Annotated in this window: 11 protein-coding genes and 4 pseudogenes; 8 read left to right on the top strand and 7 right to left on the bottom strand. The window is 66.3% G+C overall.

Features of this window, described 5'->3' with window-relative positions:
- Nucleotides 1-239 (top strand): annotated as a pseudogene (locus D7223_RS05865) (transposase); the annotation flags it as partial.
- A gap of 77 nt (nucleotides 240-316) precedes the next feature.
- On the opposite strand, the pseudogene D7223_RS34235 reads toward D7223_RS05865, so the two are convergent.
- Nucleotides 317-637, bottom strand: a pseudogene (locus tag D7223_RS34235) (hypothetical protein); the annotation flags it as partial.
- 148 nt (nucleotides 638-785) lie between these two features.
- On the opposite strand from D7223_RS34235, the gene D7223_RS05850 reads away from it, so the two are divergent.
- Nucleotides 786-1,556, top strand: a complete 771-nt coding sequence (locus D7223_RS05850) for an HNH endonuclease signature motif containing protein (RefSeq protein WP_238161608.1) — start codon at nucleotides 786-788, stop codon at nucleotides 1,554-1,556.
- A 64-nt stretch (nucleotides 1,557-1,620) separates the two neighbouring features.
- Here D7223_RS05850 and D7223_RS05845 read toward each other — a convergent pair whose 3' ends face one another.
- Together D7223_RS05845 and D7223_RS05840 are read right to left on the bottom strand one after the other, a co-directional pair.
- On the bottom strand, nucleotides 1,621-2,394 hold the full coding sequence (locus tag D7223_RS05845; protein ID WP_158610824.1) for a glycosyltransferase: 774 nt from the start codon (nucleotides 2,392-2,394) through the stop codon (nucleotides 1,621-1,623).
- A gap of 391 nt (nucleotides 2,395-2,785) precedes the next feature.
- The gene (locus D7223_RS05840; RefSeq protein ID WP_147252538.1) at nucleotides 2,786-3,619 is read right to left on the bottom strand and encodes a glycosyltransferase family protein; all 834 of its coding nucleotides are present in this window, start codon (nucleotides 3,617-3,619) and stop codon (nucleotides 2,786-2,788) included.
- A 158-nt stretch (nucleotides 3,620-3,777) separates the two neighbouring features.
- Between D7223_RS05840 and D7223_RS05835 the strand changes: the two genes are divergently transcribed.
- The 5 genes and pseudogenes from D7223_RS05835 (at nucleotide 3,778) to D7223_RS34230 (ending at nucleotide 9,418) form a co-directional block, all read left to right on the top strand.
- Nucleotides 3,778-5,706, top strand: a complete 1,929-nt coding sequence (locus D7223_RS05835; protein WP_147252537.1) for an alpha/beta fold hydrolase — start codon at nucleotides 3,778-3,780, stop codon at nucleotides 5,704-5,706.
- 19 nt (nucleotides 5,707-5,725) lie between these two features.
- Complete coding sequence (locus tag D7223_RS05830; protein WP_147252536.1) at nucleotides 5,726-7,081, top strand: tetratricopeptide repeat protein; 1,356 nt, start codon at nucleotides 5,726-5,728, stop codon at nucleotides 7,079-7,081.
- A gap of 116 nt (nucleotides 7,082-7,197) precedes the next feature.
- Nucleotides 7,198-7,559: pseudogene (locus tag D7223_RS05825) on the top strand (transposase family protein); the annotation flags it as partial.
- 164 nt (nucleotides 7,560-7,723) lie between these two features.
- Nucleotides 7,724-8,984, top strand: a pseudogene (locus D7223_RS05820) (IS256 family transposase).
- The gene (locus tag D7223_RS34230; RefSeq protein WP_158610822.1) at nucleotides 8,930-9,418 is read left to right on the top strand and encodes a hypothetical protein; all 489 of its coding nucleotides are present in this window, start codon (nucleotides 8,930-8,932) and stop codon (nucleotides 9,416-9,418) included. The pseudogene D7223_RS05820 and the gene D7223_RS34230 overlap by 55 nt, the downstream one beginning before the upstream one ends.
- Before the next feature lie 116 nt (nucleotides 9,419-9,534).
- Here the strand turns inward: D7223_RS34230 and D7223_RS05810 are convergent, their stop codons facing one another.
- The 4 genes from D7223_RS05810 to D7223_RS33410 form a co-directional block, all read right to left on the bottom strand.
- Nucleotides 9,535-10,614 carry a hypothetical protein gene (locus tag D7223_RS05810; RefSeq protein WP_147252535.1) on the bottom strand — a complete coding sequence of 360 codons (1,080 nt, stop codon included), beginning with the start codon at nucleotides 10,612-10,614 and terminating at the stop codon, nucleotides 9,535-9,537.
- Between the two features lie 330 nt (nucleotides 10,615-10,944).
- On the bottom strand, nucleotides 10,945-11,412 hold the full coding sequence (locus tag D7223_RS33415; RefSeq protein ID WP_238161606.1) for an NAD(P)-binding protein: 468 nt from the start codon (nucleotides 11,410-11,412) through the stop codon (nucleotides 10,945-10,947).
- A 50-nt stretch (nucleotides 11,413-11,462) separates the two neighbouring features.
- Complete coding sequence (locus tag D7223_RS05800; RefSeq protein WP_238161603.1) at nucleotides 11,463-12,848, bottom strand: hypothetical protein; 1,386 nt, start codon at nucleotides 12,846-12,848, stop codon at nucleotides 11,463-11,465.
- Nucleotides 12,836-13,474 carry a P-loop NTPase family protein gene (locus D7223_RS33410; RefSeq protein ID WP_238161602.1) on the bottom strand — a complete coding sequence of 213 codons (639 nt, stop codon included), beginning with the start codon at nucleotides 13,472-13,474 and terminating at the stop codon, nucleotides 12,836-12,838. The genes D7223_RS05800 and D7223_RS33410 overlap by 13 nt, the downstream gene beginning before the upstream one ends.
- Nucleotides 13,475-13,701: 227 nt before the next feature.
- Between D7223_RS33410 and D7223_RS05795 the strand changes: the two genes are divergently transcribed.
- Nucleotides 13,702-14,493 (top strand): class I SAM-dependent methyltransferase, encoded by a 792-nt coding sequence (locus D7223_RS05795; RefSeq protein ID WP_120725503.1) that lies wholly within the window; start codon nucleotides 13,702-13,704, stop codon nucleotides 14,491-14,493.
- The last annotated feature ends 107 nt before the right edge of the window (nucleotides 14,494-14,600 follow it).

Genomic DNA, 14,600 nt, shown 5'->3' with positions numbered 1-14,600 from the left:
ACCGAGGTCGGGCCGGTGCGGATCCAGGTCCCGCGGGACCGGGCCGGGTCGTTCACGCCACGGATCGTGCCGAAGCACACCCGCCGGTTAGACGGGTTCAACGAAACGATCCTGTCGCTTATGCCAAAGGGTTGACCACCGGGGAGATCTCCGCGCATCTGGCGGACGTGTATGACGCCGACGTGTCCCGGGAGTTGATCAGCCGGGTCGCCGACAACGTCCTGGACGAGATGGAAGCCTGAACGAACGTGGAGATCGATCCGGGCCGGGTCAGTCGGCTGGTGAATGCGGTGCCGTTGTCGGACAACACGATCGCTGGGACGCCGTACTCGCCGAAGGCCTGCCTGACCGCGGTGACCGCGCCTTCGGCGGTCTCCGCGATCGTCGCGTGACAGCCGACGAGGGTTCGGGTGCAGTCGTCCAGGACGTCGAAGACCGCGGCGAGGCTGCCGTCGGCGAGCCGGACGTTCGTGGCGTCGATCTGGTAGCAGTCCCTGGGCCGGGCGTAGACGAACCGCCGGAACGAGCTGCGCGGCCGTTTCGCCGGGTTCCGTTCGAGCAGGTCATGTCGGGCCAGGACCCGGTTGATCGTCGACCTTGAGGGCCCCAGCCATGCCGGACCGGTAGCGGCGTGCACCTCGATCAGGGCATCGCTTGCAGATCCAGGCGTCCAAGTCCGGCGGCGTCACCCGCGGACTGCTGTGCGGCCGCCGGAAACGCGCATGCCATTCACCCTCGTCCCGGATCCGTGCCTGATGCCGATACACCGTATGGACGGACACACCATGCTCGCGCGCGAACTCGGCCACGTTGATCCGCACCCCCGCAGCCAACTGGGCATCGAGCAGGTTCATGACATGCCGCCGAGAAGCCATGCCAGGCACCATGAACCAGCCCGCCCAAGATCCCTACCAACTGACACATGTATCGGGATTTCAACACTGACAGATGTCATGGGACTGAATAGCAGCCGCCACGACGCCAACTGGATCGACCTCGGCGGCTGCCTCGACGGCCCGACCCTACGCGATCTCTGCGTCTCCCCACGCTCCCAGCACAGCATGCGCGCACTACGCTGGGACGCATTCCTCGAGGCACTGGAGAACGTCGGCATATCACGGGCCGTCGCAGCTCTACACAGGTCGACCGCCCGGCAGCGGCCGGGCAGGGACGGCCATCGGCAGGTGCAGGTCCGCGTACGGGTGGGCCAACGCGAGTTCAGGCGACGCCTGCTCGCGACCATGGGGCCCGTCTGCGCCTTCACCGGACCCGGTCCCGCCGCCGCCCTGGAGGCCGCGCACCTCTACAGCTACGCTGCAGTCGGCCTGCATCACGACGACGGTGGACTGCTCATGAGGCGCGACCTTCACCGCCTCTTCGACCAGGGAGACATCGCCGTCGACCCGAACACCCTGACGATCAACCTGCGTGAGGACCTGCTCCCGTACGAGGGCTACGCGACTCTGCAGGGTCAACGGCTCGCGATAGAGCCCGACCCCGGTCACATCGCCTGGATGGAGAAGCACTGGAACCAGCACCGCGTCGAGGCCGATTAAAGGTCCACCTATGCTAGGGCCGCACCTACACTGGACCGCCATTCGGAACCACGCGCGGGGAACCTCACGGCGCAATTCCGCCAAGCCTTAGGTAGGTGTCAAGCACTCGGCGCCATGTCAGGTGCTTGACACTGTCCGCAGCGGCGGCACGCATGCCGGCTCGACAGGCTTCGTCCATCAGGGAGCTCAGCGCGGTGACGAGTTGTTCCCGATTCGGTCGAAGGTGCATTCCGTGGTGGTCGCCCAAGTGGACTTCGACCTCCTCGGCATCCACCAGGTACCCGTTCGCCCCATGCACCACCAGCTCCGGCATCGCGCCGCACCTCATGGCGATCACCGGTGTACCGAGTGCCAGCGCTTCGGCTGCGGCCAAGCCGAACGCTTCGATGGCCGACGGGAAAACGAAGGCATGGCTTCGAGCCACGATCGCCGACCGCCTGTCGTCCGAAACACCGCCCGTCCGGATCATGTAGGAGGCGGGCTGAAGTTTCTGCCCGCCGGAGCCGATCAGCACCAGCCCAGCCTCGGGTGTCAAGCGGACGACGTCGGGCCAACACTCGAGGACCGAAGCGATGTTCTTGTGCGCCGCAAGCGGATCCAGCCTGCTGACGGCGGCAACGTAGGACCGTGGCGTGTGGGGAAGGTCCGGCGGCCCCATTGGCAACACGACGTCCACGCCGAGCGGGACCTTGACCAGTGCGGTGCCATTGCCGAGGAAGCGGCGAATGCCTCCGGCGCTGTAGTCACTGGGCACCGCCGTCGCCGTACTCGTTGCAATCAGCGGGCCTATGACTTCGGCTAGTTGTCGGGACCGGCCGAGTCCGAGATAGTACTCCATCTCTTGCATTGGAAAGAGTGCTGAGTAGACGACCGGTGCGCAACCCGACTCGATGATCCTGCGCAGGGCATAACCCCAGCGCAACAGCAGAGGAGCGGAACCCGCAACTATTATTAGATTGTAGTGCGAAAGCCTGCGGACAAGCTCTGTCGCGGTCCGCTGATCCTCCGATGAGGGGACCTTCTGCTCAACATTCTGGTCGAACCATTTCTGGACTGCACGCGGGTGACGGTCTCCGACTGACGCCTCGAGATAAACAAGATCTACGGTATGTGATGGCGGTCTGGCGCATGCCAATAGTGATTTTGCGAATCTCTGTATGCCGCCGTTTAAGCCAGGTGCGAGGTTCGTGACGACCGCAATTTTCGGCATGGGACTTGACCGCCGATCCTTAGCGGCGCAATCTCAAGGAGTACGCGTCCTCGCCGTCTTCGTCTTGGGCCGCGAAGTGGAACTCGATCAGATGGTCCAATCCGAACATTCCACCGTCGAGCACCAGGGACCGCCGCAGCTTGATCTCCGCTAGGAGGCGGCACAGTTCCAGCCGCTGATTCCGCTCGAGTCGCGCAAGGTTGGCGTCCAGCAGCACCGCCAAGTTGTCCTCGAGCTTCTCTGCGGCAGTCATCATGGCCTGTCGGGCCGAGTCGACAGGTTTGTCCACGACTTTCCAACCGGCCCGGTGCGTGATCAGCAGTTGGGCCACCTCGAGGCCGTAGCCAAAGCAGTTGATGTGGGATACGAACCTTTCCGCGAGCCGTCGAGAGTAGACCCGCATGCCACAACACACATCGTGCAACTCATAATCGCTTGTAATGTTGACCAGCTGGGACCACAATTTGGTGATTGCGAGCCGGTGATCGTCATAAAGATCGATCCCGGCCCCGTACCTGTTTCCCACGACCATGTCGGCGCCGTTGTGGCTAATCTCTTCGGCCAGCCTGAATACCTGGCTGACCGGCTGTTTATGATGACCATCCGCTTGAGCGAAGAACTCTACTGCCGGATCCTCGAGTAACATCGCGAGTCCGATCCGTATCACCTCAGCCTTGCCGATCGGGCCCGTAACCGAGGCCTCTCGGACATTGCGGCAGTTCCCGACGGGCGAGGGATCCCTGTCGTTATGAACTACCGCCACTTTGATGGCGACATGCGCCACTGACTCCAAGGCTAGGTCGACTTCCAGTCGACTCAGCCCGAACGACGGAAGAACGAATCCAAGATTCATGTGGCCCTCCCGATGGCTTCATGCAGTAAAGCATGTGTCCAGAGGCGAGCCAACCCCGTAACATATTGATCAACCGGGCTGGCCCACGCGAACGTGGCGAACTTGCCGCCGCCCACTAGAATGCTTGATCATCCCCTTGTGCGACGGGAGACCAGGTAGTGGTTGTCTACGTGGAAGGTGCAACCTTCCAGCGGTTGCCCGCAGAGCACGAAGGCAACGATGAACTGCTTGTCGTGCACCGCCGTCCCGGCCACGGTGCCAGGACGCTGCTGATGCTGGTCCATGGCCTCGGCGGTCGGCGCTATTCGACATGGGGTCGTACGCCGGAGTTTCTGTTTGAAGACCTTGTGGACGTGGACATCGGCTTGTCCGACTACAGTAGTGGTCTGCGGCGTTGGCGTAGAGCAGCCTCAGTCGACCTTGCCCGCCACGCGGAGAACCTCGCCGATACCATCCGTGACCTGCCGTACGAGAGGTTCGTACTTATCGGCCACAGCATGGGAGGTCTGCTCTGTCAGGCCGCAGTCAAGGATCTCCTGGACTCCCGCGTACGCGACGCTAACGGCGCCCTGGTAGTCGAGCGCGTGGCAGCCGTCTTTCTAATGGCCACGCCTCAGGCGGGTGTACGCGTCCCTACCCCCTTGGCCAGGCTGACGCGGGACGGACGCGTGTTGCGCGTGCACTCGAGATTCGTGACGGAGCTCCAGCGTCGATTCAACGACCAACTGACCACGGATCCCGCTCGGTCGGACGGCTTCGAACGCATCCTCCTGCCGGTCTACGCGGCAACGGCCTCCGCGGATCGCTGGGTTGACGACCTGAGCGCTCGTCTGGGAATTCCCCGGCAGCGCATCAAAACCGCCCGGGGGACGCACACCTCGATCATCAAGCCGGCGAGTCGGCATGACGACGTCTACCAGTGGCTGCTGGGAAGAATCCTCGCGAGCCTGGAACCTCCTGCACTAGCCACCGTACTCAGTCGCTCCCGGCCTGGTCACACATCGGTGCTCACTGCCTGGCGGCGGTACGCAATCGTTGACGATGACCGCTTGTTCGGGGTGAAGGACAAGATCGCCACTATGGTGGAGGCTGTCGACGACAGTGCCGGCAGCTGGGCCGTTAGCATCTTCGGCGGCGGCGGCATCGGCAAGACCGCTCTCGCCTTCGAGGTTGCAAAGGAGTGTGTCCGGCGTACCTCGTTCTCGCGGGTCGCCTGGGCCTCGGCGATGAACGCCGCCCCTTCGACGCATTCGGATGCCTCGGAGCCCGCCACGGCCTACTGGCGCGATGTGGTCAGGACAATCGCCAGGCAGCTCGACCTCAGGGTTCACCACGACGACCTGTCGGCCGAGGAGTTGGCCGAGCGCCTGTCAGCACTACCGTCCGGAGAGCGGCTGCTGACGATCGTGGACAACCTCGAGAGCGTCGAGGACGCCACCAGCGCAGTACAGAGACTGCACGAGATGGGCCTAGGTCGACCGCACAAGATCCTTGTCACCACGAGGTGGCCGCTGCTCACCGAGAATTCGAGCCTGGTCACCTCGTTTGAAGCCACGAATCTCGACTTCGACTCGACCATGGCCCTGATCCACTACCTCGGTCGGGGAGACAGCGATCTCAGGGCGGCCGATACGTCGAAACTGGAGTCCGTCTACTCGGTCAGCCGTGGCAATCCATTTCTCGTTAAATTGATCATCAGAGAGTACCTGACGACCCATCGCTCGCTTGATCGGGTCATCCATGATCTGAAGCAGTTTAGTGGCGAAGAGAATCGACGCACGCTCGGCGAGCAGGTCTACACCACCCTTTATCTCCGCTCCGTTGACGCCCTGAGGCGCCTGTGTGGTTCTACGAATGCTGATCTGCTGATGGCCGCCTTCATATCGCACGAAAGTGGGCATTCGTTCTCCCAGGACGACCTTGCAAGACTTTCCGGTCTCGGGAGCACCGCGGAATTCCAGTACACGCTTCGTGCAGCCTGTCAACTGAGTCTTGTTCGGGCATTCGACTTCAAGCAACGTTACGCGATCCACAGTCTGCTGTACGACTTCCTGCTGCTGATCCTCGCCGGAGGGAAGCCGTACTAAACAACGAAGGGGCTTCCGGGTGACGGAGATGCTTAACGCAAACTCCTACCGAGTCGCACTTTCGGCAGGGTTTCGTCAGACTCTGCTTAACGCGGTTGAGATGTACGCCCGCCCGGCTCCCTCCAGTACCCTGCCGTCCACAACGGCGATCATTGCGCCCTTACATAAGGTAGTTGCCTTTGAACTGGGCCTGGACTCCCCGCGTTTCATTGAGTATCTCGACCGAATCATCGACCGCATGAACAACGAGGGTGCTGGAGCCGATTTCCGAAACCGGCAGGAATTCATGGATCTGCTGGAGCGGACCATCGACAAGCTGAGGAGTCAGGGCCGACCGACATCGAATCTACTGCTCGCGTTGGCCCGGTACCACGGTTTGCTAGCCGGTCGCGCCGAGGCGCGGCTCGCTTGTATCGAATCGGCGATCGAGGACAGCGAGGGGCGCGTCGAAGACCGCGTTCGGGCGTTGCTGGCGCTCGTCGAACTCTACGTAGAGGGAAGCAAGTATTCGCAGGCACGATCCGTCCTGGACCAGTGCGAGCGGCTGGCAGCCACAACGCCGGCGGGAAGAATGCTGATGCCGCTGATAATCGCTCAACAGGGGATTATCTGCTTTTACGACGACCATACCCGTGCGTTGAGTCATTTCAGGAGGGTGGCTGAGTTGGCCGGCGGCGACCACATGCCGACCCGTGACTGTCACCGCGCCCTTGCGCTCTCAAATCATTTCAGCGGTCGAATCTGTGCGGCAGGTGGAAGGTATGTGGAGGCTCTCCAATACCTTGTCGATGGGCAGCGCCATAAGGAGAGCGTTGCGCAGGAGCACAAGCAACTCGGCTACTATCACCTACGTTTGGGCGAAATCCTGCTGAACCTCGGCCAAGTGTCTTTGGCGAAACAGCATCTGGAGCATTCCGGAGCACTGTTTGAGCGAATGCAGGAGTGGGGTTCGGCGAAAGCGCAGTTGAATGCGGCGCTCGCTCGGGTGAAGGCTCACGAAGGTGATGTGGTGACCGCCCAGAGACTCCTTCGCTCGGCCATCGATGCCTCGGTGCGAGACGGATTCCAGAGGGGGCGATTGAAGTACGCGGTTGATCTTGGCAGACTCCAACTTGTTTCCGGTCAGGTTCTTGCTGGTGTATCCACCTTGCTTTCGGTCGCCCGGATAGCCCTGGGAACAGATAATCGGGAGAGCTTGCAGATGATGCTTCTGTTTGTCCGCGACAGCCGCCGGATCTCGATTAGGCGGCACGCTCGCACTGGTGACCAGCGAGGCTACGGCTGTCCATGCGACATGCATCTGTCGACTGGGGGCAATACATCCCCAACGGCGCAAGGGAGCGACTATACAACGACTGAGGCCTTTTTATCGTGACGGGCCTGGTCGCGGTGAGTGCGGGCAAGGGCCTGTGGACATAGGGAGGAGGCTCCCGGAAAGTCGGCAGTCGACCAAGATCCGATGCCCCAACAGGGAGCTCTTCCCCGTCTGCGGTGGCGTTGTCCAGCCGCACTCTGAACCACCTGGCTGACCTCGTTTGTGCCGAACGCATCCGGCGTCAGGGCCGGTGGCGTCTTCTCGACGCCGGCCAGCAGGCACTACTCGCCCTGGCCCATCTGCACAATGGGATCACCATCGCTCGCCTGGCCTGCGGCTTCGCGGTCAGCGTCACGACGGCCTGGCGGTACGTCCGCGAAGCCATCGACCTGCTCGCCGCACACGCCGAGGACCTAAACCAGGCCATGCGGCGCATCGCCCGGCTCGCGTACGCGATTCTCGACGCACCCTGATCCCGATCAACCGAGTCGCGGACCAAAGGCCGTACTACTCCGGGAAGCACAAGCGGCACGGTGTCCTTCCGAGCAAGCCCGATGAGGACGTCGCGGTTCCGTGGAACCCGACGGCAAGCGTGTAACGTCCACTTCGGTGACTAACCCAGCATGCTGAAGGGGAGTGTGGATCTAACGGTGTTTCCGGCCTGACCCATCGGGCGTTGTGCCTGGTGAGGAGGGTGCCGTGATGACCGCGACACTGAACGACCAGATCGGACGTAGGAAGTGGCCCGAGCCGTCGGCGGAGGCGAAGGCTGCCGCCGAGTTGGTTCGGGCGGCGAAGGGAACAGGGGCTGTCGTTGACGGGCCCGGACGGGCTGCTGAAGCAGTTGACCAAGACGGTCCTGGAGACCGCGCTGAACGAGGAGATGACCGAGCACCTCGGCTACGAAAAACACGACCAGGCTGGTGCCGGGTCGGGCAACGTCCGCAACGGCACCCGGTCGAAGACCGTCTTGACCGAGACGACCGGGCCGGTGCAGATCGACGTGCCGCGGGACCGGGCCGGCACGTTCGACCCGCAGATCGTCCGCAAGCGGCAGCGGCGCCTGTCCGGGGTCGACGAGGTCGTGTTGTCGCTGTATGCCAAAGGCCTCACGACCGGGGAGATTTCGGCGCACTTCGCCGAGATCTACGGCGCGTCGGTCAGCAAGGAGACGATCTCCCGGATCACCGACAAGGTGATCGAGGAGATGACCGACTGGTCCCACCGCCCGTTGGACGAGATCTACGCCGCCGTGTTCATCGACGCCATCGTGGTCAAGGTGAGAGACGGGCAGGTCGCCAACCGGCCGTTCTACGCCGCGATCGGAGTCACCCTCGACGGGGACAAGGACATCCTGGGCTTGTGGGCCGGCGCTGGTGGTGAGGGCGCGAAGTTCTGGATGAGCGTGTTGACCGACCTGCGCAACCGGGGCGTCAAGGACGTGTTCTTCCTCGTCTGCGACGGCCTCAAGGGCCTGCCGGAGGTCGTGACGAACGTGTGGCCGCAGACGGTGGTGCAGACGTGCGTTATCCACCTGATCCGCAACACGTTCCGGCTCACCTCCCGCCGCTACTGGGACGAGATCAAGCGGGACATCAAGCCGATCTACACCGCCGTCAACGCCGACGCGGCCAGGGCCGCGTTCGACGAGCTCACGGAGAAGTGGGGCGGCCGGTATCCGGCGGTGATCCGGCTGTGGGACAACGCGTGGGCGGAGTTCATCCCGTTCCTCGACTACGACGTGGAGATCCGCAAGGTCATCTGCTCGACCAACGCGATCGAGTCGTTGAACGCCCGCTACCGGCGGGCGGTCAAGGCCCGCGGCCACTTCCCCAACGAGCAAGCCGCGTTGAAGTGTCTGTACCTGGTGACCCGATCCCTGGACCCCACCGGAGCAGGCAGAACCCGATGGACGATGCGCTGGAAACCCGCGTCGGTGTCGGCGCGGGCCTCGCGCCACTGACGGCGGACGTTGTTGGGCGACAGCCAGGTGCCGCGTCGAAAGGCGAAGATCGCGTCGTGGGGTTTGTCGGCGGCGCTGAGCTTGCGGGCCAGGAGCATGCCGACGGCGAACCGGGGCGGCATGACCACTCGGTGGCCGGCGTCGCATCTGAGTCCAGGGCTGTCGGAAGAGGCCTTGCCCTTGACGAAGACGAGCGTGCCGCAGATCGTCAGGGTGGGGCGCTCGGTGGCGAGGTCCAGGTCCTCCCATCGCAGGGCGATGTCACCGATGCGGACGCCGGTGGCGAGCATGAGGTCGACGACGTCGGCGAGGTCGCCGTTGTGTCGTGGCCCGGGCCTGCCGGGGATGAGGCGCTGCCAGTCGCGGATCGCCGTCCGGACGGCTTGAAGGTTTTCGTCGGTGAGGGCGACGACGGTGCGGCGGGGTTTGCGTAGCCGGCCGGTGTCACGCACGGGGTTGGTGGGGATCGCGTCATAGCAAGTCCGCCGGAGGGCTCGGCGGCAGCAGGGGCCGCCTCCACCAGGGAGGCGGCCCCGCCTACTTCAATGGATCAGGCGTCGGCGCAGATGACGAAGGCCTGGATGTACCAGCTTTCCGGGGTGCCGTCCTCCTCCTGGCCGTACACGGTGGTGGCGGTCGGCGCGACGGTCGGCGAGCCATCGGTCGGGAAGACGTCGTCGATGACGACCTCACCGGTCACCCCGACCAGTTCGACACCAGTGCCGGTGGCGACCTGGTCCTCATCGCATGCCACTCGCAGGCCGTCGTTGTCCGACGCGGAGGTAGTCGCGTCCCTGAGCACCTGCTGTCCGTCGAGCGGATCCGCGCAGATGGCGAACGCGTTAACCGTCCAGTCCCCGCTGAACGGGTCCAGCTCGAACGCATCGACCGTGACCTTGTCGGCGGCGACACCGCGGCCGCCGTTTGGCACGATCAGGTCGAGGGCGACCTCGCCGGCCCCGCCCCGGATCGTCGCGCCGGTGCCGAGCAGGGTGTTGTCACCCGTGCACTCCGCCTCGGCACGCTTCCAGTCATCGGAGTTGTCCTCCTCGCTCACCGCCCAGACCCACTCCAGGCCGACCGGCTCGTCGGCGCAGGTGGCGATGGCCTTGACTCGCCAGTTTGAGCCGTAGGCGTCGGTCTCCTTGCCGGTGACAGTGACCGATTCCAGCGCCTCGTCGGGGAAGATGTCGTCCATGGCGACGCTGCCGTTCCCGTCGGTGATGTAGCCCGCGGCGTTGATCACCTTCTTGTCGTCCGGGCACTCCACCGTGACGCTCTTCGAGGTGCGCGAGTCGTCCGCGCTCTCCACTTCGACCTTCACCACACCGGAGACGACCGCCGCCGACGCCGGGCTGGCGACGGCGAATGCTGCGCCGACGCCGAGCAGCACAGCCGAACACAGCAGCGCGGGGGGTCTCACCGACCGCACCTTGCCACCTGCGGATCTCCGCGTCGGTGGCTTGACGTTGTCCATGATGGACTCCTTTCGGAATTGGCTCGGGTGAGCCCCGAGCGGTACTCGGCGACACGGGAGAATTGTTCGAGCGGCGTTAGCAGAGGAATGGCTGAGACAAAGATCGGGCAGGGTGTGTGTCGCATGCCTGCCGTTGCCCAGGGGCAGCGTCAAGACGGACATCGACACAGGTGCGGGAGGCGGAGCTGGCTGACCCCGGGCCGCTGCCACACCTGCCCAGCCGGTGACGGCCCGGCCGGATCGCGTTCCAAACCGTCACGTCATGGCCGTCGCGGGCGAGCAGCAGCGCGATCGACAGGCGCACAGGCCTGCGTCGAGAACGAGTATCCGGGCCACCAGGCACCTCCGGGTCCGTGAAGCAACGCCCCGACAGGTTCGGCCGGATAGATGCTCACTCTCCAGGTCGGACAGGGGTCAATCGCTGTCCAATCCGGGCATGGCGGCGGACAGTGGGATCAGCCGGATTGTGCTGCTTCGGAAAGGTCAGGAGGTGTCGGCGTGCCGAGGCACCTGGGCGACCTGCTGGACCACGCGATACGGCAGCGTTTGTCGGACGCCACCGCGAGCTGGCCAGCTTCGACGACGCGCTCGGCGGACGCTCGCCACGCCGCGTGCTGTTCGTGCACGGCCAGGGCGGCATCGACAAGACCACGCAGCACGGCCAGGCTGTTGATCCGCAAAGCTCCGGCGGCCACCAGGGGCCCGGCGACCTCCGGCAGGTGCGCCTCGCTCAGCGCCCACCAGCGCCCACCAGCGCGGGAGTATGAAGTGCGGTAGGTGGAACTGGTTGACGCCGTGCCGCCGCCAGTGGTCCCACGCGGTCGCCGCGGGTGCGACCGGCGGCGGCGCGGGATCGCGTTCGAGCAACGTCACCTGGTGCCCGTCGCGGGCGAGCAGCATCGCGGTGGTGAGGCCGGCGGGGCCGGCACCGGGTACGAGTATGTGGGTCATGCCCGGAAGGATGGGCGCGGACGGTGCTCACTCACCAGGTCAGTCCCTGCTCAACCGCCGTCCACCCGACGGTCGCGGAGGGTGCCGATTTCCATCGCCCAGAGCCGTTCCGTGACCGCCTCGATCGCTCTGGCGAGGTGGCGGCGGTACGTGCTGAACGGCAACCCCAGCACCTCGGCCGCGGCCTCCTGGCTGGGCGCGGGGCGGATGAAGGTGCGGGTGAGGACGGCCCGCAGCCGTTCTCCCTTGGGTTCGGCGGCCAGCCGGTCCACCGCCGCCAGCAGGCTCGCGCGCAGCGCGACCGGTTCGGTGCCCAGCACCGTGCCGAGCAGCGGGTTGCCGGCCAGTCGTTCCGGACGGCCCAGGTGCGGCAGGGCGGAACGCACAGCCGCGCCGAACGCGGCCCGACCCAGCGGCGGCGGCAGCAGCGCCGAGTCCGGTGGCGGGCCGGTGCCGCCGGAGTGTTCCCGCTCGAACATCAGGTCGAACCACCGGTCAGCCGGGAAGCGCCGCCAGTCGTGGCCGTACCCGACGTACCGCTGCCCGTCGAGCTCCGCGGTCACCAGCGGCCGGAAGCCGAGGTAGTCGAAGAACGGCGCCCAGTAACCGGTGTCGCTGAACACCGCGAACGACCAGGCCAGCGGTTCGGTCGACCAGTTGATGATCGAGGTGACCGAGCCGGCGAGCACGGCGTAGCGGTCGCGCTGCCGCTCGTGCATCCCCGCGAGGAAGCGGCCGATCTCGACGCGCTCGCCGGGCCGCAGCGGCGCGGTACGCGCCACGTGGTCGAGTACCGCCCGCACCACCGGGTCCTGCTGCTCCAGCGCGGACCCGCTCGGGCAGAACACGTGGTACACGAGGCCGGCGACGCCCTCCTCGGTGCGGGCCACGTTGAGGTGCTCGGGCGCCTCGGCGAACCATCGCTCGGCGAGCTGGGCGCTGGCCCCGTCGAAAGCCCGCTCCACCATGGACACGAGCTGGCCGTGCTCCTCCGGGCGGGCCGGTGTGACCGCGGCCGATCCCTGCGCGCGCAGGCTGTGGTACGCGGCCGTCAACGGGCTGCGCAGGTGCAGGTACGCCAGGTGCTGGGCGAGCAGTTGGCGGTCCGTGCCCCCGGTCGCCCGGATCCCGGCGAGGACGTGGTCGTGGATGGTCCGGTGCAGCGACCGGTACCGGGCCGGGAAACGCCGTTCGAACTCCGCGTCGAGCACCTCCCGGGTGAGGTCGTGCGGGCTCAGGCCGGTCGGTCGGCTGACGATGAAGGGCCGTCGGCGCAGCCACGCCCAGACGTCCGGCGCCGCGTCGCCGACCGTTTCGCGCAGCAGGTCCTCGGTGGTCAGCCACGCCATCGCGCAGGTGGCCAGGCCGGCGGTGTGCGCCTCCGACGGCGCGTCCCGCAGCAGTGACTCCAGCAGCACGTTGATCAGATCCGGCACCTCGGCCAGGGTTTCCGGCACCGTACCGGCCAGCGCCGCGTCAGCGAGCAGCGCCAGGGCGAGCGGTGGCCCCGACCCAGCCGCACCAACCGCTCCCGGTCGGCCGCCGAGACCCCGGCGCGGGCCAGCAACTCGGCACTGTCGACGTCGTCGAGGTGGCCCAGCGGGTGCACCGCCACGACCTCGCGCCAGCCCGGGTCGGTCCGCCACGCGGGCGCGGGCGGCTCGCGCCCGGCGAGTACCACCACGCCGCTAGCCGGCAGGGATGGGATCAGCTCCCGGCGCAACCAACCGTCGACCGGAGCGAGCTGCTCGTACCCGTCGATCAGCAGCACCGTACCCGCACCGGCGCTCTCGGTCGGCAGCACCGCCGTCACCGCCTCGGGCGTTGGTTCCAGCTCCCGCCCGTCCAGCAGGAGGGTGGCCCGGCCGGCGTCTCTGGCCCGGGCACGCATCTCCAGCAGCAGCGTGGACTTGCCGATGCCGCCCGGCCCGTGCACGAACAGCACCCGCCGCACCGAACGCCCGGTGAGGGCGGCCAGGTAGCCGGCGAGTTCGGTCCGGCGACCGACGAAGGCCCGCCGCCGGGCACCGTCCACGACGTCGGCGAAGCTGTGCGTCTCCACCCGGCCAGTGTCGGCCAGGACAAGGCACGGCCGCCAGAACCCGCCCGGCCTCGCCGCCCGACCTCGCAGGTGGCGGCGGGCACCGGCTGGCCTCCGAGTCGGACGGGCCACCCGTGACCCGACCCGTCTGCATCCCAGTCCTCAGGATAGAGGTACTAATATTCGGGATAGGTTGACTACCATCGCCGCACCGGTCGAGGGGAGTGCAGATGCCAACCACACCGAACGTGTACACCCACGGGCACCACGAGTCGGTGCTGCGCTCGCACCGATGGCGTACCGCCGGGAACTCGGCGGCCTACCTGCTGCCGCACCTCGCGCCGGGCATGTCGGTGCTCGACGTCGGTTGCGGACCGGGCACCATCACCGTCGACCTGGCCACCCGGGTCGCACCCGGACGCGTCACCGCCGTGGAGGTCACCGGCGCCGCCCTCCAGCTCGCCCGCGCCGAGGCGGGTGTACGCGGCCGACGCAACATCGACTTCGCGGTCGCCGACGTCCACGCGCTCGACTTCCCGGCCGGCTCGTTCGACATCGTCCACGCCCACCAGGTGCTTCAGCATGTCGCCGATCCGGTCCGGGCGCTGCGCGAGATGCGCCGGGTCTGCCGTCCCGGCGGGATCGTCGCCGCGCGGGACAGCGACTACGCGGCCTTCACCTGGTTTCCTCGCGTACCGGCCTTGGACGATTGGCTCGCCCTGTACCAGCAGGCCGCCCGCGCCAACGGAGGCGAGCCGGACGCCGGGCGGCGGCTGCTCTGCTGGACCCGCGAGGCCGGATTCGTCGACGTCAGGGCGACAGCGAGCACATGGTGCTTCGCCGCCGGCGAGGATGCTCGGTGGTGGGGCGGAATGTGGGCTGAGCGGATCCTGGTCTCGGACCTGGCCGAGCAGTTGCTGACCTCAGGGGCCGCGACGAGAGAGGACCTGCGCCGCGTCTCGGACGGCTGGCGTGAGTGGGCGGCGGCACCGGACGCCTGGTTCGCCGTGCCGCACGGCGAGATTCTCTGCCGGCCCTGACGGACCGACGGGCGGCGGCCGGCATCCGGTCGACCAGGGTTCGGCGACCGGTGGCTGGAGTACGGCGAACTGGTGGCGGACGGCGGCGACGCGGTCGTGATCAGCAG

The sequence above is a fragment of the Micromonospora endolithica genome, assembly GCF_003626595.1.
Taxonomy (GTDB): Bacteria; Actinomycetota; Actinomycetes; order Mycobacteriales; family Micromonosporaceae; genus Micromonospora; species Micromonospora endolithica.
The sequence above is the reverse complement of the archived record's forward strand: the minus strand, read 5'-3'. Positions and strand labels throughout refer to the sequence as shown.

Bases quoted from the DNA above. Each gene is read 5' to 3' on its own strand.
- D7223_RS05840 (WP_147252538.1), bottom strand. From the start codon at position 3,619: ATGAATCTTGGATTCGTTCTTCCGTCGTTCGGGCTGAGTCGACTGGAA.
- D7223_RS05850 (WP_238161608.1), top strand. From the start codon at position 786: ATGCTCGCGCGCGAACTCGGCCACGTTGATCCGCACCCCCGCAGCCAA.
- D7223_RS34230 (WP_158610822.1), top strand. From the start codon at position 8,930: ATGGACGATGCGCTGGAAACCCGCGTCGGTGTCGGCGCGGGCCTCGCG.
- D7223_RS33415 (WP_238161606.1), bottom strand. From the start codon at position 11,412: ATGACCCACATACTCGTACCCGGTGCCGGCCCCGCCGGCCTCACCACC.
- D7223_RS05845 (WP_158610824.1), bottom strand. From the start codon at position 2,394: ATGGAGTACTATCTCGGACTCGGCCGGTCCCGACAACTAGCCGAAGTC.